The sequence below is a fragment of the Streptomyces europaeiscabiei genome, assembly GCF_001550375.1.
GTDB lineage: Bacteria > Actinomycetota > Actinomycetes > Streptomycetales > Streptomycetaceae > Streptomyces > Streptomyces europaeiscabiei.
Genome location: NZ_LRTR01000299.1, coordinates 1 through 21,182, shown reverse-complemented (window position 1 = coordinate 21,182; position 21,182 = coordinate 1). Strand labels below are relative to the sequence as shown.

Here is a 21,182-nt window from a genome sequence, read left to right as displayed (position 1 = left end):
CGTGGCGGCGGCCACCGGATGCGCACCGCCGGCCAGGGGCAGCGCGAGCACGGCGGCGGCCGCGCACAGGGCGCCCAGGGTTCTCCGTAAGCTGCGGAACATGTCGCTGCTTCCTCCTCGGGAGGCGCGGGTCCGGAATCGATGGGAGCGCTCCCATCACCCGCACCTCCCATGGAAGACAGATCGCATGAGCACGTCAAGGCGTCCGACGTCACCTGATACGCCGGACGCCTCCTCCCCTGTCCCGGCCGCCGTAGGTCACCGGCTCGACGTCTGGAACCCGCGCACCGCCGAGAGCAGGCCGCATCCCGTGGAGGACACCCCCCGGACCCCCGACCGGATCAGCGGCTGAGCTTCTTGAAGCGACGCACCGCCAACGGCAGGAACACCAGCGTCAGCACCAGCGGCCACACCCCGGCCATCAGCAGCGCGTTCTGCTCGATCCAGGAGTCACCGCCACCGACCGGCGTCCCGAACAGCTCGCGGGTCGCCGCGGCCGAGGAGGAGATCGGGTTCCAGGCGGCGATCCAGCCCAGCCAGTCGGGCATGAGCTGCGGGGCGACGAAGATGCTGGAGATCATGGTCAGCGGGAAGGCGACCGCGAAGAGGCCGCCCGCCGCCTCCGGGTTGGGGACCATCAGGCCCAGCCAGACGCCGATCCAGATCAACGCGAAGCGCAGCCAGAGGAGCAGACCGAACGCGGCCAGGAAGCCGAGGCCGCCGTCCGGGCGCCAGCCCATCGCGACCGCCGTCAGCATCATGATGGCCAGCTCCGCGCAGGCGCCCAGCAGATCGGTCACCCCGCGCCCGGCGACCACCGCGGACGGGGCCATGGGCATGGAGCGGAAGCGGTCGATGACCCCCTTGGTGGAGTCGTAGACCACGAGGGTCGCCGTGTTGATGAACCCGAAGGCCATCGTCATCACGAACATGCCCGGCATCAGGAAGTCCCGGTAGTCCCCGCCGCCGGGCACCTGCATGGCGCTGCCGAAGACATAGCCGTACAACAGCACGGACAGGATGGGAAAGCCCAGCTGCCAGGCGATGTTGACCGGCTGGCGCCGGTAGTGGGTGAGGCCGCGGCGGACGATGTTCCAGACGTCGGCGAGCAGCCAGTACGTACGGCCGTGCGCACTCGGTGCGCCCAGGTCGACGGCGGTCATGCGGCGGCCCCCTTCTCCGTCTCGATCCGGTCGGTCTTCTCCGCGCGGTGGCCCGTCAGGCGCAGGAACACGTCGTCCAGACTCGGCCTGCGCAGGCCGATGTCCTGGACCTGTACGCCCTCGTCCCGAAGGGTGCGGGCCACCTCGGTGAGGGCCGAGACGCGGTCGGTCACCGGGGCGTGGACGCGCAGCTCCGTCTCGTCCGACTCCGGTTCGCCGTCCGAGACGCGGGCGACGACCTTGACCGCGCGCGGGATGTCGGCGCGCTCGGCGACGACGACCTCGACGCGGTCGCCGCCGACCGTGCTCTTCAGCCCGTCCGGGGTGTCGTCGGCGATGGCCCGCCCCTGGTCGATCACGGTGATGTGCGAGGCGAGCTTGTCGGCCTCCTCCAGATACTGCGTGGTGAGCAGCACGGTCGTGCCGCCCGCCACCAACGCCCTGACCGATTCCCAGACCTCGTTCCGGCTGCGCGGGTCGAGGCCGGTCGTCGGCTCGTCCAGGAAGAGGACGGCCGGGGCGAGGATCATCGACGCGGCGAGGTCGAGCCGCCGCCGCATACCGCCGCTGTACTTGCCGACGCCCTTGTCGGCGGCGTCGGCGAGGTCGAACCGGTCGAGCAGCTCGGTCGCCCGCAGCCTGGCCCGCTTCCCGCCCAGGTGGAACAGCCGGCCGAACATCTCCAGGTTCTGACGGCCGGTCAGCACCTCGTCCACGGCCGCGTACTGCCCCGTGAGGCCGATCCTGGCCCGCACCTCGCGCGGGTGCCGCGCCACGTCGAGGCCGGCCACCGTCGCCCGGCCGCCGTCCAGGCGCAGCAGTGTGGCGAGGATGCGCACGGCGGTGGTCTTGCCCGCGCCGTTCGGGCCGAGCAGACCGTGCACCGCGCCCTCGCGGACGGTGAGGTCGAAGCCGTCGAGCGCGCGCTTCCCCCCGTACCTCTTCTCCAGGCCCTCCGCCCGTACCGCGTATCCGTCGCCGCTCCCGGCGCCGTTTCCGTCGCTCATGGGTCCCCCTTCCGGATTCAACTGGGTACACCGTACCCGATTACGCGTACGTCGTACCCAGTTTTTCCGCGAGGATCTAAGCTCGGGTCCATGACAACGGGCAAGGGCGGTACGGGCGACGGCGCGAGCGGCGGCCGTACCGGTGACAGGGTGGGCGGGGCCGGCGGCGGCGTCGGCGGTACGGAGTCCAGTGGCAGCGGGGACATCGTCCGCACGCTCCATCTGCTGTGGGACACCGGCCGGCGCCCCAGCCGCGGCCCCAAGCCGGGCCTCACCCTGGACCGGATCGTGGAGGCGGCCGTCCGGGTCGCCGACGCGGAGGGTCTGCACGCCCTCTCCATGCGCCGGGTCGCCACCGAACTCGGCACCGGGACCATGTCCCTGTACCGCTACGTCCCCGGCAAGGGCGAACTGCTCGACCTGATGCTCGACCGCGTCCAGCGGCCCTCCGAGAACCCCGCCGACCTCGGCGACGGCGGCTGGCGCTCCGCCCTGGAGGCCCTGGGCCGGGCCACCCTCGCCCTCTACCAGCGCCACCCCTGGCTGCTCCAGGTCAACCAGTCCCGCCCGATCCTCGGCCCCAGCGCCCTGGACGGCATGGAGAAGGTCCTCTCCCGCATCAAGTCCATGGGGCTGACCGACCCCGAGCTGATCTCCGTGATCATCGCGGTCGACGGCTATGTCGTCGGCGCCGCCCGCACCCAGCTCTACGCGCAGGAGGCGGAGCACCGGTCCGGCCTCACCGACGCGGAGTTCTGGCAGGCCCAGGCACCCGTCCTCGGAGAACTCATGGCCTCCGGCCGCTACCCCCTCCTCGCCGGCCTCTCCGAGGACGCCTTCGCCACGGGCTTCGACCACTTCGAGTTCGGCCTGCAGCGCATCCTGGACGGGCTGGAGGTGCTCGTCCTACGGCGGGGCGGGGCCGAGGAGGAATGACGGCGGAGACCTGCGCCTACGGGGCGGTCGGTGCGGAGCGGCTCAGGACGGCCGGCGCAGCACCCGCTTGAAGCCCCATACGACCGCGACCGCCCCGGCGACGGCGAGGGCGCCGACCTTGAAGGTGGAGCTGGTTCCGTCGCCGTCCGCCGCGGTGGCGCCGGAGCCGTTCCCGCCGGAGGACGAGGAGCCGGAACCGCCGCTCCCGGAGCCGCCGCCGGGCACGTCCCGCGCGACGACCGAACTGCCCGACCCCTCACTGCCGTACATGATCTTCGAGCCGTCGGTCTCGAAGGTCACCGACTCCCCCTGTCGCTGCAGGGGCACGCTCAGCTGCTCGACCTTCTTGATCTTGCCGCCGTTCCAGTCGTAGAGGATGCCGCCGAAGTACGCGCGCAGGGCGAGCTGCTTGCCGTCCGGCGAGAACGCGCCGTCGGTGACCTCCAGGTCGGGCACGGCGGCGACCTTCTTGAAGACGTTCGTGCCGGAGGCGGAGAGGTCGGCCGGTCCCTCGTACAGCGACCCGCCGGCCTCGTTCTTGTCGGCGATGTAGACCCGGCCGGTCTTCGGATGCACCATCAGCGCCTCCGCGTCCCGCGCCCCGTCCTCGTACTTCACGACGTACTGCGTGGCCTTGATCGTCTGGTCCTTCAGCTCCTTCGGCTCCGGGAGTTCGTAGATCCAGACATACGCCCAGGTACCGCCGAGGTTGTCGCCGATGTCACCGACGTACAGCTTGTTGTCCGGGCCCATGGAGATCGCCTCGACGTCGCGCGGGGTGCCGACGCCCGTCATGGTGACCGTGGCGACCGTCTCACCCGTCTCGCTGTCGACGGCGTAGAGGAACGCCCCGTCGTCGCTGTCGTTGTGGGTCCAGTAGACCCCCGGGTGCTGACGCGACGCGGCGAGACCGCTCGACTCGGTGATCCGCGAGTCCTTCATCGTGAACCCGTCGTCGTCGGCGACCGCGGGCGCGGCCGGGAGGGCGGCGAGCAGGACCGCGGCGAGACCGGCGAGACCGGCACGGAACCGGCGGAGGGAGGGCAGGAGGCGACGGCGCATGGGCCCAAGCCTGCCATCTCGCTCCGCCGGGTGGGGTGGGGAGCGCCGGGGGGTGTCCGGTGCGTCGGCGGGTGCGGGTCCGGTGGGGCTTCTCGCGCAGTTCCCCGCGCCCCTGAGAAGCAGGGGCTGCGCCCCGTGCTTCTCATGCCCGCAGGGCCTGATCCTTCAGGGGCGCCGGGAACTGGGCGAGAAGCCCCACGTGGCAAGGTTCACAGCGCGGGGAGACCAACCACCGCCTACCAGCCGGTAGCGATCGTTCATGATGAGCGCATGCTCAGGTTCATGCCCGTAGGCGACTCCATGACGATCGGGAGCGCGGGCGAACACACATGGCGCTACCGGCTCTGGCAGCACCTGCGCACGACGCACGACGGCCCCTTCAAGATCGTCGGTCCGCGCGAGACGCTCTACGACAAGGCGGCCGAGGCCCCGACGTCGTACGAGTACGCCGACACCGACCCGCGTTTCCCGCGCGCCCATCTCGCGGGCTGGGGCGAGGGCTGGCTCCACATGGCCCCGCTGATCGCCGACGCGATCCGCGGCCACAAGGCCAACGTCCTTCTCGTCTCCCTCGGCCTCATCGACCTGGGCTTCTACACCAACGCCGAGCAGACCGCCGAGAACGCCCACCGCTTCGTCGAGGCCGCCCGCGAGGCGAACCCGCACGTCCGCATGGTCCTCCTCCCGGTCACCCCGAACGTCCGCGCCGAGTCCGACGCCCCCTTCGCCGCCCAGGTCTCCCGCTTCAACGAACTCCTCGCCAAGACGGCCGCCGACCTCGACGAACCCCGCTCCCCCCTCCTCCTGGCGTCCCCGCCCCACTCGTACGACATCCACTGGGACACCTACGACGGCACCCACCCGAACGCCGCCGGCGAACACAAGATCGCGGCGACCTTCGCGAACGCGATGCACGAGGCGTGGGGGCTGGGCGGACCGTACGAGGAGGCGTGAGGGACCGGCTGTCGTGCGGGGCGCCGGACAGCGGCCCTCCTCGTTCCGTGGCTGAGCGCGTCGCCCGCGGCCTCCCGGCCCAGCCGTTGCGCGCTTGCCCGGCCGCCTCCCACTCGCTTGGATGTCCCGGTCGGACGTGACCCGCGCGGGCCGCGTCGAACGGCGTGGCGGAGGCGGGGGCGGGGATGGCGCGGGGCGGTGGGCTGGGGCGGGAGTTCCGGTGGCTGTGGGCGGCGTACGCGGTCAGCGCGTTCGGTACGCGGCTGTCGTTCGACGCGTTCCCCCTGATCGCGGTGCTGGTCCTGCACGTCGGCCCGACGGAGGTCTCCGCGCTGGCGGCCACCGGCCTGGCGGTGGGCGCGGCGGTGGCCGTACCCCTCGGCCCCTGGGTGGAGTTCCGCCGCAAACGCCCGGTGATGATCACGATGGACCTGGTCCGCTGCGCGGCCCTGGTGACCGTCCCGGCGGCCTACGCCCTCGATCTGCTGACCTTCCCCCAGCTCCTCCTGGTGTCCGTGGTCGTCGCCGTCGCCGACATCACCTTCACCGCGGCGAGCGGCGCCTTCCTGAAGTTCCTGGTCCCCCCGGAGCACCTCGTGGCCGCCAACGGCCGCTTCGAGGCCACGACCTGGACCACGACCATGCTCGGCCCGCCCCTCGGCGGCGCCGCGATGGGCCTCTTCGGCCCGGTCGTCACCCTGCTGACCGACGCCACCAGCTACCTGCTCTCGGCCGCGGCGATCCGAGCGATCGGCGGCAAGGAACCGCACCCGGTACGGCCCGAATCACCCACGACGCCCACGAAGCCGGCGACAACCACCACGTCCGCCAAGCCGGCGACAACCGCGAAGCCCACGACGCCCCCATCGGGAATCGCCCCGAGCCCCACCCTCACACCCACCCCATCCCCATCCCCCACCCCCCGTCTCCGCCCCGGCGACCTCCTCGACGGCTGGCGCTACATCCTCGCCGACCCGGCCCTGCGCCCCCTCTTCCTCAACACCGTCCTGGTCAACGCCCTGATCATGGCGCCCGCACCCCTGCTGCTGATCCTCATGGTCGGCGAACTCGGCTTCGCCCCCTGGCAGTACGGCCTCGCCTTCGCCGTCCCCTGTGTCGGAGGCCTGATCGGCTCACGCCTCTCCCGTCGCCTGGTCGACCGGCACGGTCACCGCAGGGTCATCTGGACCGCCGGAACGCTGCGAGCGTGCTGGGGACTGGGGTTGGCGTTCATCGGCCCCGGCCCCGCCGGCCTCGTCCTCGTCATGGCCGTCGAACTGGGCCTGATCGTCTGCATCAGCGTCTTCAACCCGGTGATGGCCACCCAACGCCTCACCCGGACCCCGCCGGACCGCGTCGCCCGCACCCTCACCGCCTGGTCGGTCACCGGCAAACTCAGCACCGCCGCCATGACCGCCCTCTGGGGCATCCTCGCCGCCCTCACCACCCCCCGCACCGCGATCACCGCCGCGGGCCTCCTCCTCCTGGCGACCCCGCTGCTCCTGCTCCCCTACCGCCGCCCGCGACAGCCCTCACTCCTCACGGACGACGACCAGGAGCAGCGGGACCAGCGGAACCCCCGGCCCCTCCCGAAGAACTGACCCGAGCCCGGCCCGGCGGTCAGAACATCACGTCGCCGTTCAGAACATCGTGTTGTCGTTCGCCGAAGTCGCCGGTACGTCCTGGAGCACGTCCCAGTGTTCGACGATCTTCCCGTTCCGCACCCGGAACAGGTCGAGGACGGCCTGGCCGCGCTCGCCCGGTGCGTTGACGTAGTGACTGTGGACGGCGACGAGATCGCCCTCGGCGATGACGCGCTTGCGCGAGACGGCGAGGTCGGGGAACTGCTGGAAGTAGGCGCCCAGACCGGCCCTGACCCCCGCCACCCCGTCGGGGATGTTCGGGTTGTGCTGGTGGTACTCGGGACCCCAGTACGTGTCGATGGCCGACAGGTCCTTCCGTACCAGCAGCCGGTCGAAGGCCTTGGTCACCAGCTTCTCGTTGTACGAGGTCAGCCACGCCGGCCCCGGCTCGCTGGTGCGCGGCCGGCTGACCGTGGAGAACATGTCGTTGCCGTTGGCCGAGGACTCCGGCACCTCCTGCGCCACGTCCCAGTGCTCCGCGATGCGCCCGCCCTGGAAGCGGAAGATGTCGAAGACGGCGGAGCCCCGGGTGCCGGGGGTGAGCACGACGTTGGAGTGCACGAGGACCAGGTCGCCCTGCGAGACGACCCGCTCGATGTCGTACACGGCGTCCGGGAACTGCCCGCTCACCGCCGCCGCGAGCCCCTTCAGCGTCTCCGCCCCGTCCGGCGCGAGCGGGTTGTGCTGGATGTAGTCCGGCCGTACGTAACGGTCCACGACCGCCGTGTCGCCGTCCTCGAACACCCCCTTGAGGACCCGTACGGCGACGGCCTTCTGGTAGTGGCCGACGCGCGCGGCATCGCCGTACGCGCCCCGCTCGGCGACCGCCGTCGGTGCCGCGACGGCGGGTACGACGGCGACGGTGGAGGTGAGCGCGACGGCCGCGAGGACGGCCACGAGGGCGCGGCGGGCAGGCGTGGTGGGGGTCACGATGCTCCCATCGGAGAGTGGCGCTTGAAAGTTCAAGCTCATACTTACCGAAGGAAAGCACTAACCACCAGTTAGCGTCAAGATCTTCTCCGCCCGGACCACCACGCATCCGCCCGCGCTTGCCTAGAGCGCACTCCACCGCCTTGGCTGGGGAGTCATGAAGTACACACAGCTCGGACGCACAGGACTCAAGGTCAGCCGGCTGGTCCTCGGCACGATGAACTTCGGTCCACAGACGGACGAAGCGGACAGCCACGCGATCATGGACGCGGCGCTGGACGCGGGCATCAACTTCTTCGACACGGCGAACGTGTACGGCTGGGGCGAGAACAAGGGCCGCACCGAGAGCATCATCGGCAACTGGTTCGCGAAGGGCGGCGAGCGCCGCGACAAGGTCGTGCTCGCGACCAAGGTGTACGGGAACATGGCGGCTTCCGCCGACTCCTGGCCCAACCACGACAAGCTCTCCGCCCTGAACATCCGGCGGGCCGTGGACGCCAGCCTCAAGCGGCTGCGGACGGACCACATCGACGTCTACCAGTTCCACCACATCGACCGGGCCACCCCCTTCGAGGAGATCTGGCAGGCCGTCGACGTCCTGGTCCAGCAGGGCAAGATCCTCTACGCCGGGTCCAGCAACTTCCCCGGCTACAAGATCGCCCAGGCGAACGAGATCGCCGCCCGCCGGGGCGGCACCATCGGCCTCGTCAGCGAGCAGTGCCTCTACAACCTCGCCGAACGCCGTGCCGAGATGGAGGTCATCCCGGCCGCGCAGGAGTACGGACTCGGGGTCATCCCCTGGTCACCGCTGCACGGCGGGCTCCTCGGCGGGGTCATCAGGAAGGAGGCCAAGGACGGCCGCCGCAGCTCGGGCCGTTCCGCCGACGCCCTCGCCGACGGCGCCGTACGCGCCCAGGTCCAGGCGTACGAGGACCTCCTCGACAAGCACGGCATCGAACCGGGCGAGGCAGCCCTCGCCTGGCTCCTGACCCGCCCCGGCGTCACCGGCCCGATCGTCGGCCCGCGCACGGCCCAGCAACTCGAATCCGCGATCCGCGCGGCCGAGCTGGAGCTGTCGGGGGAACTTCTGGCGGCCCTGGACGAGATCTTCCCGGGCCCGGGCCCGTCCCCGGAGGCCTTCGCCTGGTGAGGCCCTGGTGAGGGCCCCGTAAGGGGCGCGGGGAACTGCGCGACAAGCCCCCACCGGGCCGCACATCAACACGGGCCGCAGATCAACACGGTCCGCAGTTCCCCGACGGTCGCCGGAACGCGACGGTCACCTGCCAAGCGCCGCCGCGAGAGCAACCACCGCGAACATCAGCACAAGCACACCGGCCATGATCCGGTTACGGGTCTTCGGGTCCACCCCCCGAGCCTAACCGCCGGCCCGAACGGTCATCCGGCCACCCCGAGCCCCCAGCGCCCGACCGCCTCGTACCGCGGCTGCTCCCCCGGCACCCCGGACGTCGGCAGGTTGCTGCGCACCAGCGCGAGGTCGGACACCGTCCACGTACGCCCGGCGAAGGCGTCGAGCGCGGCGACGTACGGCCGTACGTCGAAGTCCTCCCGGCTGCGGGCCACCGTCAGATGGGGTGTGTACCGGCGGTGCTCCCCCATCGGCAGCCCGGCCTTGCGCGCCGCCGCCTCCGCCCGGTCGGCCAGCAGCCGCAGGGCGCCGAGGTCCCCCTCGGCCCCCGCCCACAACGCCCGGCCGTGCCCGAACTGGCCGCCGCCGCGCACCGCCAGCGGAAACGGCTCGCTCCGCCGCGCGGCCCGCTCCAGGCGCCGCGACAGCTCCGGTACGACGTCCTCGTCGACCCCTCCGTAGAAGGCGAGCGTGAAATGCCAGCCGGGCGGCTCGGTCCAGCGCAACCGGTCCGCACCGGCCAGGCCTTTCAACTCCCCGATCGCCAGGCCGAGTTCCTCGACGACATCGGCGGGCGGCAACACCGCGGCGAACAGCCGCACGGTACTCATCGCACTCATGACCGCCACCCTTTCAGTACCAGTGCCGCGGCAGGCGGCGTTTTGCCCGTGAAGGAGCCGCGTCCGGTGCGTGCTCTCGGCGTGCCGGGCGCCGCGACGGGGCGAACGTTGCCTGCCGCGGCACTAGGCCGCGGTCGTCACGGGAACCGCCTGCTCCTCGTGCTGCCCCTCGTGCTGCCCCTCGGCCTGGCCCTTGGGCACGAACCGCACCCGGGGGTGGCCCTGGTTCCACCCCAGCGACAGCCGCAGTCCGCCGGCCCGGACGAGGACCAGACCCACGACGACCGCGGCGACCGTGGAGACGACGCCGCCGGCGACGAAGCCCGCACGGGCGCCGTACGCGTCGGTGGCCCAGCCGGCGATCGGCGCGCCCAGTGGGGTGCCGCCGAGGAAGACCATCATGTAGAGGGCCATGACACGGCCGCGCATCGCGGGATCGGTGTTCATCTGGATGGCCGTGTTGGTGGTGACGTTCACCGTCAGGCCGAACATCCCTAGCGGCACCATGAGCAGGGCGAACATCCAGTACGCCGGTGCCAGCGCGGCCACGATCTCCAGCAGGCCGAAGGCGAGCGCGCCGCCGATCAGCACCCGCAGCCGGGCGGTGCCGCGACGGGCCGCGAGCAGCGCGCCGGCCACCGAGCCGACCGCCATGAGTGTGTTGAAGAGGCTGTACGAGCCGGCGTCCGAGTGGAACACGTCGTCCGCGTACGCCGACAGCCAGACGGGGAAGTTGAAGCCGAAGGTGCCGATGAAGCCGACGAGGACGATGGGCCAGAGCAGTTCGGGGCGGCGGGCCACATAGCGCAGGCCCTCGCGGAGCTGCCCCTTGGCACGCGGGGCGGGGCGGACGGGGTGCAGGTCGCGGGTCCGCATCAGCAGCAGGCCGATGATGGGGGCGATGAAGGAGAGACCGTTGTAGAGGAAGGCCCAGCCCGTGCCGACGGTGGTGATCAGCACACCGGCGACGGCGGGGCCGACCAGACGGGCCGACTGGAAGTTCGCGGAGTTGAGGCTGACCGCGTTCTGCAGCTGGTCCGGGCCGACCATCTCCGACACGAAGGACTGCCGAGCCGGGTTGTCCACCACGGTGGCCATGCCCACGGCGAAGGCGGCGACGTACACGTGCCACACCTGGACATGCCCGGAGAGCGTCAGGACGGCGAGCGCCAGCCCTGTCACCGCCATCGACGTCTGCGTCAGGAACAGCAGCCGCCGCTTCGGGAACCGGTCGACCAGCACCCCGCCGTAGAGCCCGAACAGCAGCATCGGCAGGAACTGCAGCGCCATCGTCACACCGACGGCCGTGGACGACCCCGCCAGGCTCAGCACCAGCCAGTCCTGCGCGATCCGCTGCATCCACGTGCCGATGTTCGACACCACCTGCCCGACGAAGAACAGCCGGTAGTTCCGCACCCGCAACGACCGGAACATGGACACACGTTCACGAGGGGCGGGGCGGACGGGCGACGGGTCGGAGGAGGACGAGGAGGCGGGGACGGCAGGTGCGGCGGGGACTGCGGGGACGGCAGGGGCCGTGCCGGAAGCCTCGGGGGCGCTCACCGAAGAGCCGGAGGCGGTCGTCGAAGAACCGGAGGCCGCCGTCGAAGAACCGGAGGCGGTCGTCGGCGGGCCGGTGGTATCCGGTGGTGCTTCCGGTGCGTCGGGTGTGGGCGGGGGGTCGTGAGGGGTCGGTGGTGCGGGGACGGAAGCTGCTCCGGGGCCCGTACTCAAAGGGGTCGCCTCCTTGCGTGAAACGTGTGCATGTCGTGCGGTTGCGTAAGCCTCACCGCTCCTGTTCTGTCTGCTGGTTTTCGGGTCGGCCCATGCCCGCCCCTGACGGCGTACGGGCTGTCGGCCGGGGCGTACCGGCGGCCGATCCGGCGTACCCCCTACGGCGGCGGCGCACCCGGTGGCCGGGCGCCGGGTCACAGATGCGCGAGCTTCTCCAGCACCGGCGCGGCCGCGCGCAGTTTCTCCCACTCGTCCGCGCCGAGGCCCTCCACGAGGGTGGCGAGGAACGCGTTGCGTTTGCGGCGGCTCTCCTCCAGCATCGCCTCGGCCCGCTCGGTCTGGGTGACCACCTTCTGCCGCCGGTCCTCGGGGTGCGGCTCCAGCTTCACCAGCCCCTTGCTCTCCAGCAGGGCGACGATCCGGGTCATCGACGGCGGCTGCACATGCTCCTTGCGGGCCAGCTCACCGGGGGTGGCGGTGCCGCAACGGGCGAGCGTGCCGAGGACCGACATCTCGGTGGGGCTCAGCGACTCGTCGACCCGCTGGTGCTTGAGCCGGCGGGACAGGCGCATCACGGCGGAACGGAGGGCGTTCACAGCGGCCTCGTCGTCGCCATGGTTCAGGTCAGGCATGTTCTTTAGCGTAACTCATTACTCTCGCTAAAGACCACCGGAACTCCACGGCTGTGCCCGTGAACCCCGCCACTCATGCCGCCCCCGGCCCTCTTGTCACTCATATGAGTGACCAGTACGCAGAACGTGACGTGACAGACCAGGGCGCACCTGAATCTTGTACACATGGGGACCACTGTGCTCAGCCTGCGGATAGACGGGGAGCTGCTCGAACGGCTCCGGACCCACGCGGCGAAAAGGGGAATGAGCGTCCAGGACTATGTGATCGGGACGCTCATCCGGGACGACTTCGACGAGCGGTTCCAGACCGCGGTCGAGGAGACGGAGAAGTTCTACGGGGTGACGTGAGGGACCCGGGCGCCGCTCACGTCAGCCCCAGCGCCGGCATCAGGTAGTAGAAGACGAAGACCGCCGACACCACGTACATCGCGGCCGGAACCTCGCGTCCACGACCAGCGGCCAGACGCAGGACGACAAAGGTGATGAAGCCCATGCCGATGCCGTTGGTGATCGAGTAGGTGAACGGCATCATCACCATCGTCACGAAGGCCGGGATCGCGATCGTGTAGTCGGCCCAGTCGATCTCGCGGACGGAGTTCGCGAGGATCAGGAACCCGACCGCGAGCAGCGCCGGAGTGGCCGCCTGGGAGGGAACCATCGTGGCGACCGGCGTCAGGAACAGCGCGACCGCGAACAGAGCACCGGTGACCACGTTGGCGAAGCCCGTGCGCGCCCCCTCGCCCACACCGGCCGTCGACTCCACGAAACAGGTCGTGGCGGACGAGGAACTGGCACCACCGGCCGCGACCGCGATGCCGTCGACGAACAACACCTTGTTGATGCCCGGCAGCTGACCGTCCGCGTCGGTCAGCCTGGCCTCGTCGCCGACGCCCATGATCGTGCCCATCGCATCGAAGAAGCACGACAGCAGGACCGTGAAGACGAAGAGTGCACCGGTCAGCACACCGACCTTCGAGAAGCCGCCGAACAGACTGACCTCGCCGAGCAGCCCGAAGTCGGGGGTCGCGACCGGGTTGCCGGGCCACTTCGGGGTGGTGAGACCCCAGGAGCCCGCGGGCAGCTTGGCGATGGCCTCGATGCCGACCGCGAGCAGCGTCATCGCGACGATCGAGATGAGGATCGCGCCCGGCACCTTGCGCACGATCAGCGCGAGCGTCAGCAGCGCGCCGAGGACGAAGACGAGCACCGGCCAGCCGTCGAGGTGCCCGCTCGCGCCCAGCTGGAGCGGCACGGTCGTCTTCGCGACGTCCGGGATACGGGTGACGAAGCCGGAGTCCACCAGCCCGATCAGCATGATGAACAGGCCGATACCGATGGAGATGCCCTTGCGCAGACTCAGCGGCACGGCGTTCATGACCCGCTCCCGCAGGCCCGTCGCCACCAGCAGCATCACGATGAAACCGGCCAACACGACCATGCCCATCGCATCCGGCCACGACATCCGCGGCGCGAGCTGCAGCGCGACGACCGTGTTCACACCGAGGCCCGCCGCCAGCGCGATCGGCACGTTGCCGATGACACCCATGAGGAGCGTGGTGAACGCGGCGGTGACCGCGGTCGCGGTGACCAGCTGGCCGTAGTCCAGCTGATGCCCGTACATGTCCTTCGCGCTGCTCAGGATGATCGGGTTCAGCACGATGATGTACGCCATCGCGAAGAAGGTGGCCAGACCACCCCGGATCTCGCGCGACAGCGTGCTGCCGCGCTCCGTGATCCTGAAGTAGCGGTCGAGGGAACCCTGCGGGGACATGCGAGACCTCATCCCCAACGGGCCCTCCGGCGCTGTTGGAGTTTTCTACGAACAGAAGTAGCCAGACAGAAACCGTTTCAGTATGAACATATGATTCAGTAACCGCCATCTCCGCGCGTAGACCCGTCCGCCTCGTAAGCTGTGCCTCATGGCGAAGTGGACCCCCAAGCACGAGGCACCGGCCCCCCTGGAGGGGCCCATCGTGCCGACCATCATCGGCGGCACGATCCTGTGGCTCGTCCTCTTCGTCGTCCAGCTCCCCTTCTACGGCTGGTACGAGGACCACGGGCACACCTGGTGGGTGTGGACCTGCCTGGCGGGCGGCGGGCTCGGGTTCATCGGCATCTACTACGTGCGCCGACGGGACGCGGCGATCAGGAGAGACGCGGAGCGCAAGGCCGCCGCCGAGGCCGGGGCCGGGGCCGGGGCCGCCGATGTGACGCCCGTCGAGTAGGCACGCCCTCCACCGGGGCCGGCCATACGAGCCGGGACCGACCATACGAGCCCGGACCAGCCGTACGAGCCCGGACCGACCGTACGAGCCGGGACCGACCATACGAGCCCGGACCGACCGTACGAGCCCGGACCGTACGAACTGTCGTGTACGACCACGGCACCACGGCCCCCTCTCCCCCCTCCTCCCCAGGTCGGATCTTTCGCCCACTCGGCGGGTGAACCCCCAAATCCGCACGTACCGTCGAGTGCATGACGCACATCGACGCGGGTACCGAACTCGATCCTGTGCACCCCACAGCCGTCCCGGCCGCGAAACACCCGGGGCGGGCGCGTGGTCTGACGGCCGCCGAGGTGGCCGATCGAGTGGCCCGCGGCGAGGTGAACGACGTACCCGTGCGGAGCAGCCGCTCCACGGTGGAAATCGTCCGCGCGAACGTCTTCACCCGGTTCAACGCGATCATCGGCGTGCTCTGGCTGGTCATGCTGTTCGTGGCACCGTTCCAGGACAGCCTCTTCGGCTACGTGATCCTGGCCAACACGGGCATCGGCATCATCCAGGAGTGGCGGGCGAAGAAGACCCTCGACTCCCTCGCGGTCATCGGCGAGGCGAAGCCGACGGTCCGGCGGGACGGGGTCGCCGCACCGGTCGGCACCTCCGACGTCGTGCTCGGGGACGTCATCGAGATCGGCCCCGGCGACAAGATCGTCGTCGACGGCGAGTGCGTCGAGACCGACGGCCTGGAGATCGACGAGTCGCTGCTCACCGGCGAGGCCGACCCGGTCGTCAAACAACCCGGTGACCAGGTGATGTCAGGCAGTTTCGTGGTCGCAGGCGGCGGTGCGTTCACCGCGACGAAGGTGGGCCGGGAGGCGTACGCGGCCCAGCTGGCGGAGGAGGCGAGCCGCTTCACCCTCGTCCACTCCGAGCTGCGTTCCGGCATCTCCACGATCCTCAAGTACGTCACCTGGATGATGATCCCGACCGCTGTCGGCCTGATCATCAGCCAGCTGATCGTCAAGGAGAACGACTTCAAGGACTCCGTCGCCCGCACGGTCGGCGGCATCGTGCCGATGGTCCCCGAGGGCCTCGTCCTCCTCACCTCCGTCGCCTTCGCGATCGGGGTGATCCGCCTCGGCCGCAAGCAGTGCCTGGTCCAGGAGCTGCCGGCCATCGAGGGCCTGGCCCGCGTCGACACCGTCTGCCTCGACAAGACGGGCACCCTCACCGAGGGCGGCATGGACGTCACGGAACTGCGCCCTCTCGACGGCGTCGACGAGGCGTACGTACGAAGGGTCCTCGGCGCACTCGGCGAATCTGACCCCCGCCCGAACGCCTCCCTCCAGGCCGTCATCGACGCCTACCCGGACAGCGAGGACTGGCGCTGCACCGAGTCCCTCCCCTTCTCCTCGGCCCGCAAGTACAGCGGCGCCTCCTTCAGCGAGGGCGACGGCGAGTCCAGCACCTGGCTGCTCGGCGCCCCCGACGTCCTGCTCCCCGAGGACGCCCCGGCCCTCACCGAGACCGAACGGCTGAACGAGGAGGGGCTACGGGTACTGCTGCTGGCCCGGGTGACCCGGGAGCTGGACGACCCGGAGATCACCCGGGGGGCGTACCCCACCGCCCTCGTCGTCCTCGAACAGCGGCTGCGCCCCGACGCCGCCGACACCCTCCGCTACTTCGAGGAGCAGGACGTACGGGCGAAGGTCATCTCCGGCGACAACGCGGTGTCGGTCGGCGCGGTGGCCGGAAAGCTGGGCCTCACCGGAGAGGTCGTCGACGCCCGCCGGCTCCCCGCCGAACGCGACGGCATGGCGGAGGCCCTCGACTCCGGCACGGTCTTCGGCCGGGTCACCCCGCAGCAGAAACGGGACATGGTCGGCGCGCTGCAGTCCCACGGCCACACGGTCGCGATGACGGGCGACGGCGTGAACGACGTGCTGGCCCTCAAGGACGCCGACATCGGTGTGGCGATGGGCTCGGGCTCGGAGGCGACCAGGGCCGTCGCCCAGATCGTCCTCCTCAACAACAGCTTCGCGACGCTGCCGTCGGTGGTCGCGGAGGGCCGACGGGTCATCGGCAACATCACCCGCGTCGCCACCCTCTTCCTGGTGAAGACGGTCTACTCGGTGCTCCTCGCCGCCCTGGTGGCCTGCTGGCAGGTGGAGTACCCCTTCCTCCCCCGCCACCTGACGCTCCTCTCGACCCTGACGATCGGCATCCCGGCCTTCTTCCTCGCCCTGGCCCCCAACAAGGAGCGCGCGAAACCCCACTTCGTGCGGCGCGTGATGCGGTACGCGATCCCGGGCGGCGTGCTGGCGGCCGTGGCCACCTTCGCCACCTATCTGATCGCCCGCCACCACTACGCGGGCGAGGGCGCGCTGGAGGCCGAGACCAGCGCGGCGACCCTGACCCTCTTCCTGATCTCCATGTGGGTGCTGGCCATCATCGCCCGCCCGTACACCTGGTGGCGCCTGGGCCTGGTCGCCGCGATGGGTGCCTGCTTCCTGGTGGTCCTCGTCGTGCCCTCGCTCCAGGACTTCTTCGCCCTGCGGCTGGTGGGGACGACGATGCCGTGGATCGCGGTCGCCATCGCGGCGGGGGCGTCGGCCGTACTGGAGTTCCTGTGGAGGTGGGTGGACCGCCGCTTCCCGGCGTAGGCCGTACGCCCCGCGCCCGAAACCGGACACCCCCGGCGGGCGTCCTCGCCTCTGACCGGCCTCGTCGAGGTCGCGCCGTCGTGGCACCGGCATCGAGCGGCACCGGGAGGCGGCACGGAGAACAGGGTGGGGAGAAGCAGCTTCATGAACCCGTACCAGCAGGTGGAATTCCACGCCCCGTGCGGACACCTGATCTCGGCTCCGGCCGACCGGGTCGGGCAGGACGTCCGTTGCCCACACTGCCACCAGGTGGTCCGGGTCCCGGCTCCCGACGTTCCGTACGCTTCGGCGGTCCCCGTGCCGGCCGGCGCCATCGAGCCGCCCGCTCTGACCGCCCTCTACGTGACCGCGCTGATCGCCGGGCTCATGGGCGCCGGTCTCGTCTATCTGGTCATGTTCGACGAGTTCTCGGAGACCGAGCTGGTCACGATCACACCGTTGTGGTTCTTCCCCATCGTCTTCGGGCTGTACGGCTTCGCCTCGCAGCGGCTGCTGCGCTACATCACCGCCGGCCGCGCGCGAACCCTCGGCGAAGCCGCCCGCGTCTCCATCGACGTGGCCGGTTACTTGGCGGCCCTGGTGCTCTTCCCGTTCCTGGTGCTGAAGTGGCGCAGTTCCCTGCTCGTGTCGCTGGCGGCGGCACTCTTCTGGGCCGTGCTGCTGTGGCTCTTCTTCGCCCTGATCTTCCCGACGCTCTGACGGAGCAGCCCACTTCTCTCACGTCACCACTTCACGTCACCACTTCACGACTCACCTCACGGCTTACGAAAAGGCGCCGGCCCCGGGAAACCCCGGAGCCGGCGCCCACGCCTCTTACGGCTGCCGCGCCTACTTCACGTCGATGGCGTCGGCCGCCGACGTCACGGCCGCCGTGCCCGAGCTGCCCGCGAAGACGAAGCGGTACGTGCCGTCGACGGTCGCCTTGACGGTGGTCTTCAGGGCGCCCGCGGAGGACGTCTTGACCGTCTTGACGTCCTTGTAGACGGACGTGCCCTTCTTCTTGAACTGCAGCTTCACGGACTGGCCGCCGTACGCCGGGAACTTGTTGGTGTCCCAGTTCGCGCGGGTCAGCTTGCTCGTGACCGTGATGGTCTTGCCCTTCTTGACGGGCTCGGGGGCCGCGTTGGCACCGGTGAGCCGCGTCTCGCGCTGGACCTTGGCGGTGCCGAGCCCGCCCTGCCAGGTCTCGCCCATGTCCGCGGCGTCCTCGTCGAACTGGATGGCGAGACCACCGGCCTTCCAGGTCTTGGCGTACGCGTTGACGAGTTCACCGTCGGCCGGCCTGATGTCGATGAGCGCCTTGCAGTTGGCGGTGGTCGTGGAGGTGGCCGTGCAGGACGCCGCCTCGTCGCCGAAGAGCACCGGGTTCTCGAGTGTGTCCTCCAACGAGGCGGGCAGCGACTTGAGATAGAGGAAAGGCCCGTTGGCGAAGTCCTCGTCGGCGATGTCCACGTCCGCGGCGTGCGTGAGCTTGTAGGTGACCGACACCGTGCGGTGCTTGGTCGCGCCGACGACGATCGGCTTGCCGCCGTTCACCTTCATGCCGGAGAAGGAGACGTCGGGGCCCGCCGTCGCGTCGGCGGTGGTGGCCGCGCCGAACGCGGACGGCCCGGTGCCTGCGGTGACCGCCGCCCACTGCGGGGAGGTGGCGATGCCGTTCGCCGAGTCGTCCGCGGCGTACACGGCCGGAGCGGCGAAGGCAGAGAGGGCGAGGGCGCCGGAGACGGCGACCGCGGTGGTTCGGATACGCATGTGTTCCCCCGGTGGCAAATGGGGCCCGACGGTCGTCGTCACATCGGCCCCCGTGATCGCGGGCCCGTTGACCCGCGTGCTCTGGTGCGTCGGGGGGACGCGCCGGTTCACCCGACGCGTCCCCCCTGCCTCCCGCTACGGCGCCAGGCCGACCGGGAGGGGTGAGCCCTGGGGCTCGCTGCTTACTGCACGTCGATGGTGTCGCCCGCGGCGGTCGCGGCAGCCGTGGTCGAGGTGCCCGCGAAGACGTAGCGGTACGTGCCGTCGGCGCTCGCCTTCACCGTGGTGGACACATCGCCCGTGGAGGCCGAGTTGACGGTCTTGACCGCCTTGTAGGTGGACGTGCCGCTCTTCTTGAACTGGAGCTGCACCGGCTGGCCGCCGAGAGCACCGTTCACCCCGGTGTTCCAGTTGGCGCGGGTCAGCTTGCTGGTGACCGTGATCGTCGCACCCTTGGCCACCGGCTCCGGGGAGGCGTTGGCGCCCGTGAGCTGGCTGGCACGCAGGACCTTGAAGGACTTGAGGTTGTCCTTCTGGACGTAGTCGTAGTCCTTGGCCTGGGCGATCGCCCAGGTCTTCCACGTACCGGCGACGGAGTTGATCGCGTTGGAGTTCGGCGTGAACGTGAAGGTCGCCGAGCAGTTCGACTTGGTGGAGGTCACCTTCTTGCAGGTGATCGGGTCCTTGCTCGGCGAGGCCGCGCTGTCGGCTGTGTCGATGCTGCTGCCGCGGTACAGGTACGCGGTGGCCATCCGGTGACCGGAGTTGTCCGCGACGGTGAACTTGAGCGTGATCGTCTTCTTGGCCTTCGCGCCGATGACGACGGCCTTGCCTCCGTTGACGGAGACGCTGCTGATCTTGATGTTGCCGTACTTCTCGTCCGCCTGCGCGGCCGGAGCAGCGAGGGCGGTCAGAGCCAGGGCGCCGGTGACGACAACACCCAGAGTGGCACGCTTACGCAATGTTTTCCCCACGTGGAAGGGATCTCACGGACGGTGGGCCGCACGAGATCCGGTTCAGGTCTGTTGAGCCGGTCGACTTCCGGGAGTCGAGTGACTCCTGAGAAACCCGTCGGCTCGGGTGATCAGATCCACGAGGGGGGCGAATGGTTGTACGAGATTCGAGTTTCCGGTGGAGATGTTGCCCAGATCACAGTCGACCTCGTGCACAACCCGGCAAAAGCCGCTATACGCGCTCCAGCGGGTGATGCGGCCCCACCGGAAGCTCGACGCCGATCGCGTCTCCGGGACGGACCGTTCCCCCCTGCCGGACCACCCCCATGATCCCGGACTTGAAGGTGAAGTCCCCTGTCACGGCGTCGAGTTCGAAGACCTCCTTCAACAGCCCCTGCTGGAACGTGTTGATCTGCGAGCACGGGTTGCGGAGCCCCGTGACCTCCACGACCGCCTCGTCACCGAGGTGCAGCAGCGCGCCCGTGGGCAGCCCGAGCAGGTCGACCCCGCGCGTGGAGACGTTCTCGCCGAGCTGACCGGCCGCGACGGTGAAGCCCTTCGCGGCCAGCTCGTCGAAGAGCTCCTCGTGGATGAGGTGCACCTGACGCAGATTGGGCGCGTCCGGCTCGTACGTCATCCGGAACCGGTGCTTGACGGTCTTCCCCGCGTGGACGTCGCCCTCGACGCCGAGACCGGTGAGCAGCGTGATGCTCGTCCGGTTCGGCTTGCTGAAGGAGTACGTCTCGTTCGCGCTCACCGCCGTGACCCGCGCCGTCATCGTGTGCCCACCTCTCCTGCCGTACGTACCCGAACCCGGAACAATCAGACCTCGCTCGTGCGCACTCAGTCGAACCAGCGGTCCCGGGCCAACTCCGGCGCCCGGGACGGGTCTTCGAGCAGCGCGGCCACCTCGAAGCGGCGCGGCCACTGCCCCGCCGCCCAGGCTAGCCCGGCGGCGACCCCTTCGAGGGTGGAGGCGTGCAGTACGCCGTCGCGGGTGCGGCGCCAGTCCAGCTCGACGCCGTCGACGACGAGTTCCTCGTGCTCGACGTACGACGAGGGGGTGGCCGGGCCGAGCAGGACCCGTACCGGCTCCGGTACGTCGTGCTCCGTGCCCTGCGAGTCCACGCCCCCGGTCACCGACTCGCTGAGCCTTCGCACCTGGAACAGCTCGGCCAACTCGGCGGCCCGTGAAGGCCGTACGGGGAGCAGGGGCATACCGGAGGTGAAGGGCAGCAGGTCGGGGGAGTCGACGACGACGGCGTCGGCCGCGTCCACGACCGTCACCTCGCCGTCCACCACGGCGCGCACGTCGTCCGGCAGGGTCACCTGCTCGGGGTCGAGGTCGGCCAGGGCGCCGTACAGGCCGTGGAGCTGGGCGGCGGACACGGGAAGGTCCGGGTCGGCCAGGCGGTCCAGCAGCTCGGCGGCGCCGCCCGGCTCGTCCAGCAGCGCGGCCACCGAGGTGCGGACGCCCAGCGCCCGCAGGACCTGCTCGTCGTCGAAGCCGGTGGCGTCGGCCTCGTCGTACAGGCCGTGCAGGAG

20 protein-coding genes and 1 pseudogene are annotated in these 21,182 nt (G+C 70.3%); 9 read left to right on the top strand and 12 right to left on the bottom strand.

Annotated elements, in window-relative coordinates:
• Window positions 1–187: 187 nt before the first annotated feature.
• On the top strand, window positions 188–352 hold the full coding sequence (locus AWZ10_RS51490) for a hypothetical protein (RefSeq protein ID WP_159058272.1): 165 nt from the start codon (window positions 188–190) through the stop codon (window positions 350–352).
• Here AWZ10_RS51490 and AWZ10_RS14755 read toward each other — a convergent pair.
• Together AWZ10_RS14755 and AWZ10_RS14750 are read right to left on the bottom strand one after the other, a co-directional pair.
• Window positions 342–1,163 (bottom strand): ABC transporter permease, encoded by an 822-nt coding sequence (locus AWZ10_RS14755; RefSeq protein ID WP_037705319.1) that lies wholly within the window; start codon window positions 1,161–1,163, stop codon window positions 342–344. The two genes, AWZ10_RS51490 and AWZ10_RS14755, sit on opposite strands and share 11 nt — an antisense overlap.
• Window positions 1,160–2,170 carry an ATP-binding cassette domain-containing protein gene (locus AWZ10_RS14750; protein WP_060891268.1) on the bottom strand — a complete coding sequence of 337 codons (1,011 nt, stop codon included), beginning with the start codon at window positions 2,168–2,170 and terminating at the stop codon, window positions 1,160–1,162. The genes AWZ10_RS14755 and AWZ10_RS14750 overlap by 4 nt, the downstream gene beginning before the upstream one ends.
• Window positions 2,171–2,260: 90 nt before the next feature.
• Here AWZ10_RS14750 and AWZ10_RS14745 point away from each other — a divergent pair, with 90 nt between their 5' ends.
• Window positions 2,261–3,106 (top strand): TetR/AcrR family transcriptional regulator, encoded by an 846-nt coding sequence (locus tag AWZ10_RS14745; RefSeq protein ID WP_079104367.1) that lies wholly within the window; start codon window positions 2,261–2,263, stop codon window positions 3,104–3,106.
• Window positions 3,107–3,148: 42 nt separating this feature from the next.
• On the opposite strand, the gene AWZ10_RS14740 is transcribed toward AWZ10_RS14745, so the two are convergent.
• A complete protein-coding gene (locus AWZ10_RS14740; RefSeq protein WP_060891267.1) occupies window positions 3,149–4,168 on the bottom strand; it encodes a hypothetical protein in 1,020 nt (339 codons plus the stop codon).
• A gap of 270 nt (window positions 4,169–4,438) precedes the next feature.
• Here AWZ10_RS14740 and AWZ10_RS14735 point away from each other — a divergent pair, with 270 nt between their 5' ends.
• Both AWZ10_RS14735 and AWZ10_RS14730 read left to right on the top strand, forming a co-directional pair.
• Complete coding sequence (locus tag AWZ10_RS14735; RefSeq protein ID WP_046706936.1) at window positions 4,439–5,122, top strand: GDSL-type esterase/lipase family protein; 684 nt, start codon at window positions 4,439–4,441, stop codon at window positions 5,120–5,122.
• A 185-nt stretch (window positions 5,123–5,307) separates the two neighbouring features.
• Entirely contained in the window at window positions 5,308–6,723 is a 1,416-nt protein-coding gene (locus tag AWZ10_RS14730) for an MFS transporter (RefSeq protein ID WP_060891266.1), read from the top strand.
• Between the two features lie 39 nt (window positions 6,724–6,762).
• Here the strand turns inward: AWZ10_RS14730 and AWZ10_RS14725 are convergent, their stop codons facing one another.
• Complete coding sequence (locus tag AWZ10_RS14725) at window positions 6,763–7,695, bottom strand: nuclear transport factor 2 family protein (RefSeq protein ID WP_046709312.1); 933 nt, start codon at window positions 7,693–7,695, stop codon at window positions 6,763–6,765.
• Window positions 7,696–7,852: 157 nt separating this feature from the next.
• Here AWZ10_RS14725 and AWZ10_RS14720 point away from each other — a divergent pair, with 157 nt between their 5' ends.
• Window positions 7,853–8,845, top strand: a complete 993-nt coding sequence (locus AWZ10_RS14720; protein ID WP_046709311.1) for an aldo/keto reductase — start codon at window positions 7,853–7,855, stop codon at window positions 8,843–8,845.
• A gap of 245 nt (window positions 8,846–9,090) precedes the next feature.
• On the opposite strand, the gene thpR is transcribed toward AWZ10_RS14720, so the two are convergent.
• The 3 genes from thpR to AWZ10_RS14705 all read right to left on the bottom strand — a co-directional run bounded on the left by thpR (window position 9,091) and on the right by AWZ10_RS14705 (window position 12,047).
• Window positions 9,091–9,663, bottom strand: a complete 573-nt coding sequence (thpR, locus tag AWZ10_RS14715; RefSeq protein WP_046709314.1) for an RNA 2',3'-cyclic phosphodiesterase — start codon at window positions 9,661–9,663, stop codon at window positions 9,091–9,093.
• A gap of 141 nt (window positions 9,664–9,804) precedes the next feature.
• The gene (locus tag AWZ10_RS14710; RefSeq protein ID WP_425264491.1) at window positions 9,805–11,244 is read right to left on the bottom strand and encodes an MFS transporter; all 1,440 of its coding nucleotides are present in this window, start codon (window positions 11,242–11,244) and stop codon (window positions 9,805–9,807) included.
• 365 nt (window positions 11,245–11,609) lie between these two features.
• Entirely contained in the window at window positions 11,610–12,047 is a 438-nt protein-coding gene (locus AWZ10_RS14705) for a MarR family winged helix-turn-helix transcriptional regulator (protein ID WP_046705647.1), read from the bottom strand.
• A gap of 165 nt (window positions 12,048–12,212) precedes the next feature.
• On the opposite strand from AWZ10_RS14705, the gene AWZ10_RS14700 reads away from it, so the two are divergent.
• On the top strand, window positions 12,213–12,395 hold the full coding sequence (locus AWZ10_RS14700; RefSeq protein ID WP_037705660.1) for a hypothetical protein: 183 nt from the start codon (window positions 12,213–12,215) through the stop codon (window positions 12,393–12,395).
• A gap of 16 nt (window positions 12,396–12,411) precedes the next feature.
• On the opposite strand, the gene AWZ10_RS14695 is transcribed toward AWZ10_RS14700, so the two are convergent.
• Complete coding sequence (locus AWZ10_RS14695) at window positions 12,412–13,818, bottom strand: NCS2 family permease (protein WP_046705648.1); 1,407 nt, start codon at window positions 13,816–13,818, stop codon at window positions 12,412–12,414.
• A 148-nt stretch (window positions 13,819–13,966) separates the two neighbouring features.
• Here AWZ10_RS14695 and AWZ10_RS14690 point away from each other — a divergent pair, with 148 nt between their 5' ends.
• The 3 genes from AWZ10_RS14690 (at window position 13,967) to AWZ10_RS14680 (ending at window position 17,631) form a co-directional block, all read left to right on the top strand.
• Window positions 13,967–14,272 (top strand): DUF2530 domain-containing protein, encoded by a 306-nt coding sequence (locus AWZ10_RS14690; protein WP_060891264.1) that lies wholly within the window; start codon window positions 13,967–13,969, stop codon window positions 14,270–14,272.
• 251 nt (window positions 14,273–14,523) lie between these two features.
• Window positions 14,524–16,932 (top strand): HAD-IC family P-type ATPase, encoded by a 2,409-nt coding sequence (locus AWZ10_RS14685; protein ID WP_060891263.1) that lies wholly within the window; start codon window positions 14,524–14,526, stop codon window positions 16,930–16,932.
• Window positions 16,933–17,058: 126 nt separating this feature from the next.
• Complete coding sequence (locus AWZ10_RS14680) at window positions 17,059–17,631, top strand: hypothetical protein (RefSeq protein ID WP_240439664.1); 573 nt, start codon at window positions 17,059–17,061, stop codon at window positions 17,629–17,631.
• Between the two features lie 129 nt (window positions 17,632–17,760).
• Here the strand turns inward: AWZ10_RS14680 and AWZ10_RS14675 are convergent, their stop codons facing one another.
• The 4 genes and pseudogenes from AWZ10_RS14675 to AWZ10_RS14660 form a co-directional block, all read right to left on the bottom strand.
• The gene (locus AWZ10_RS14675) at window positions 17,761–18,684 is read right to left on the bottom strand and encodes a hypothetical protein (protein ID WP_060891261.1); all 924 of its coding nucleotides are present in this window, start codon (window positions 18,682–18,684) and stop codon (window positions 17,761–17,763) included.
• Between the two features lie 182 nt (window positions 18,685–18,866).
• Complete coding sequence (locus AWZ10_RS14670; RefSeq protein WP_046705653.1) at window positions 18,867–19,646, bottom strand: hypothetical protein; 780 nt, start codon at window positions 19,644–19,646, stop codon at window positions 18,867–18,869.
• Between the two features lie 223 nt (window positions 19,647–19,869).
• Entirely contained in the window at window positions 19,870–20,415 is a 546-nt protein-coding gene (locus tag AWZ10_RS14665) for an MOSC domain-containing protein (RefSeq protein ID WP_046705655.1), read from the bottom strand.
• Between the two features lie 65 nt (window positions 20,416–20,480).
• Window positions 20,481–21,182 (bottom strand): annotated as a pseudogene (locus tag AWZ10_RS14660) (sacsin N-terminal ATP-binding-like domain-containing protein); the annotation flags it as partial.

Excerpts from the sequence above, each read along its gene's own strand:
- AWZ10_RS14735 (WP_046706936.1), top strand. The coding sequence starts at position 4,439 with ATGCTCAGGTTCATGCCCGTAGGCGACTCCATGACGATCGGGAGCGCG.
- AWZ10_RS14755 (WP_037705319.1), bottom strand. The coding sequence starts at position 1,163 with ATGACCGCCGTCGACCTGGGCGCACCGAGTGCGCACGGCCGTACGTAC.
- AWZ10_RS14705 (WP_046705647.1), bottom strand. The coding sequence starts at position 12,047 with ATGCCTGACCTGAACCATGGCGACGACGAGGCCGCTGTGAACGCCCTC.
- AWZ10_RS14740 (WP_060891267.1), bottom strand. The coding sequence starts at position 4,168 with ATGCGCCGTCGCCTCCTGCCCTCCCTCCGCCGGTTCCGTGCCGGTCTC.
- AWZ10_RS14745 (WP_079104367.1), top strand. The coding sequence starts at position 2,261 with ATGACAACGGGCAAGGGCGGTACGGGCGACGGCGCGAGCGGCGGCCGT.
- AWZ10_RS14675 (WP_060891261.1), bottom strand. The coding sequence starts at position 18,684 with ATGCGTATCCGAACCACCGCGGTCGCCGTCTCCGGCGCCCTCGCCCTC.
- AWZ10_RS14730 (WP_060891266.1), top strand. The coding sequence starts at position 5,308 with ATGGCGCGGGGCGGTGGGCTGGGGCGGGAGTTCCGGTGGCTGTGGGCG.
- AWZ10_RS14695 (WP_046705648.1), bottom strand. The coding sequence starts at position 13,818 with ATGTCCCCGCAGGGTTCCCTCGACCGCTACTTCAGGATCACGGAGCGC.
- AWZ10_RS14665 (WP_046705655.1), bottom strand. The coding sequence starts at position 20,415 with ATGACGGCGCGGGTCACGGCGGTGAGCGCGAACGAGACGTACTCCTTC.
- AWZ10_RS14700 (WP_037705660.1), top strand. The coding sequence starts at position 12,213 with ATGGGGACCACTGTGCTCAGCCTGCGGATAGACGGGGAGCTGCTCGAA.
- AWZ10_RS14720 (WP_046709311.1), top strand. The coding sequence starts at position 7,853 with ATGAAGTACACACAGCTCGGACGCACAGGACTCAAGGTCAGCCGGCTG.
- AWZ10_RS14685 (WP_060891263.1), top strand. The coding sequence starts at position 14,524 with ATGACGCACATCGACGCGGGTACCGAACTCGATCCTGTGCACCCCACA.
- AWZ10_RS14750 (WP_060891268.1), bottom strand. The coding sequence starts at position 2,170 with ATGAGCGACGGAAACGGCGCCGGGAGCGGCGACGGATACGCGGTACGG.
- AWZ10_RS51490 (WP_159058272.1), top strand. The coding sequence starts at position 188 with ATGAGCACGTCAAGGCGTCCGACGTCACCTGATACGCCGGACGCCTCC.
- AWZ10_RS14690 (WP_060891264.1), top strand. The coding sequence starts at position 13,967 with ATGGCGAAGTGGACCCCCAAGCACGAGGCACCGGCCCCCCTGGAGGGG.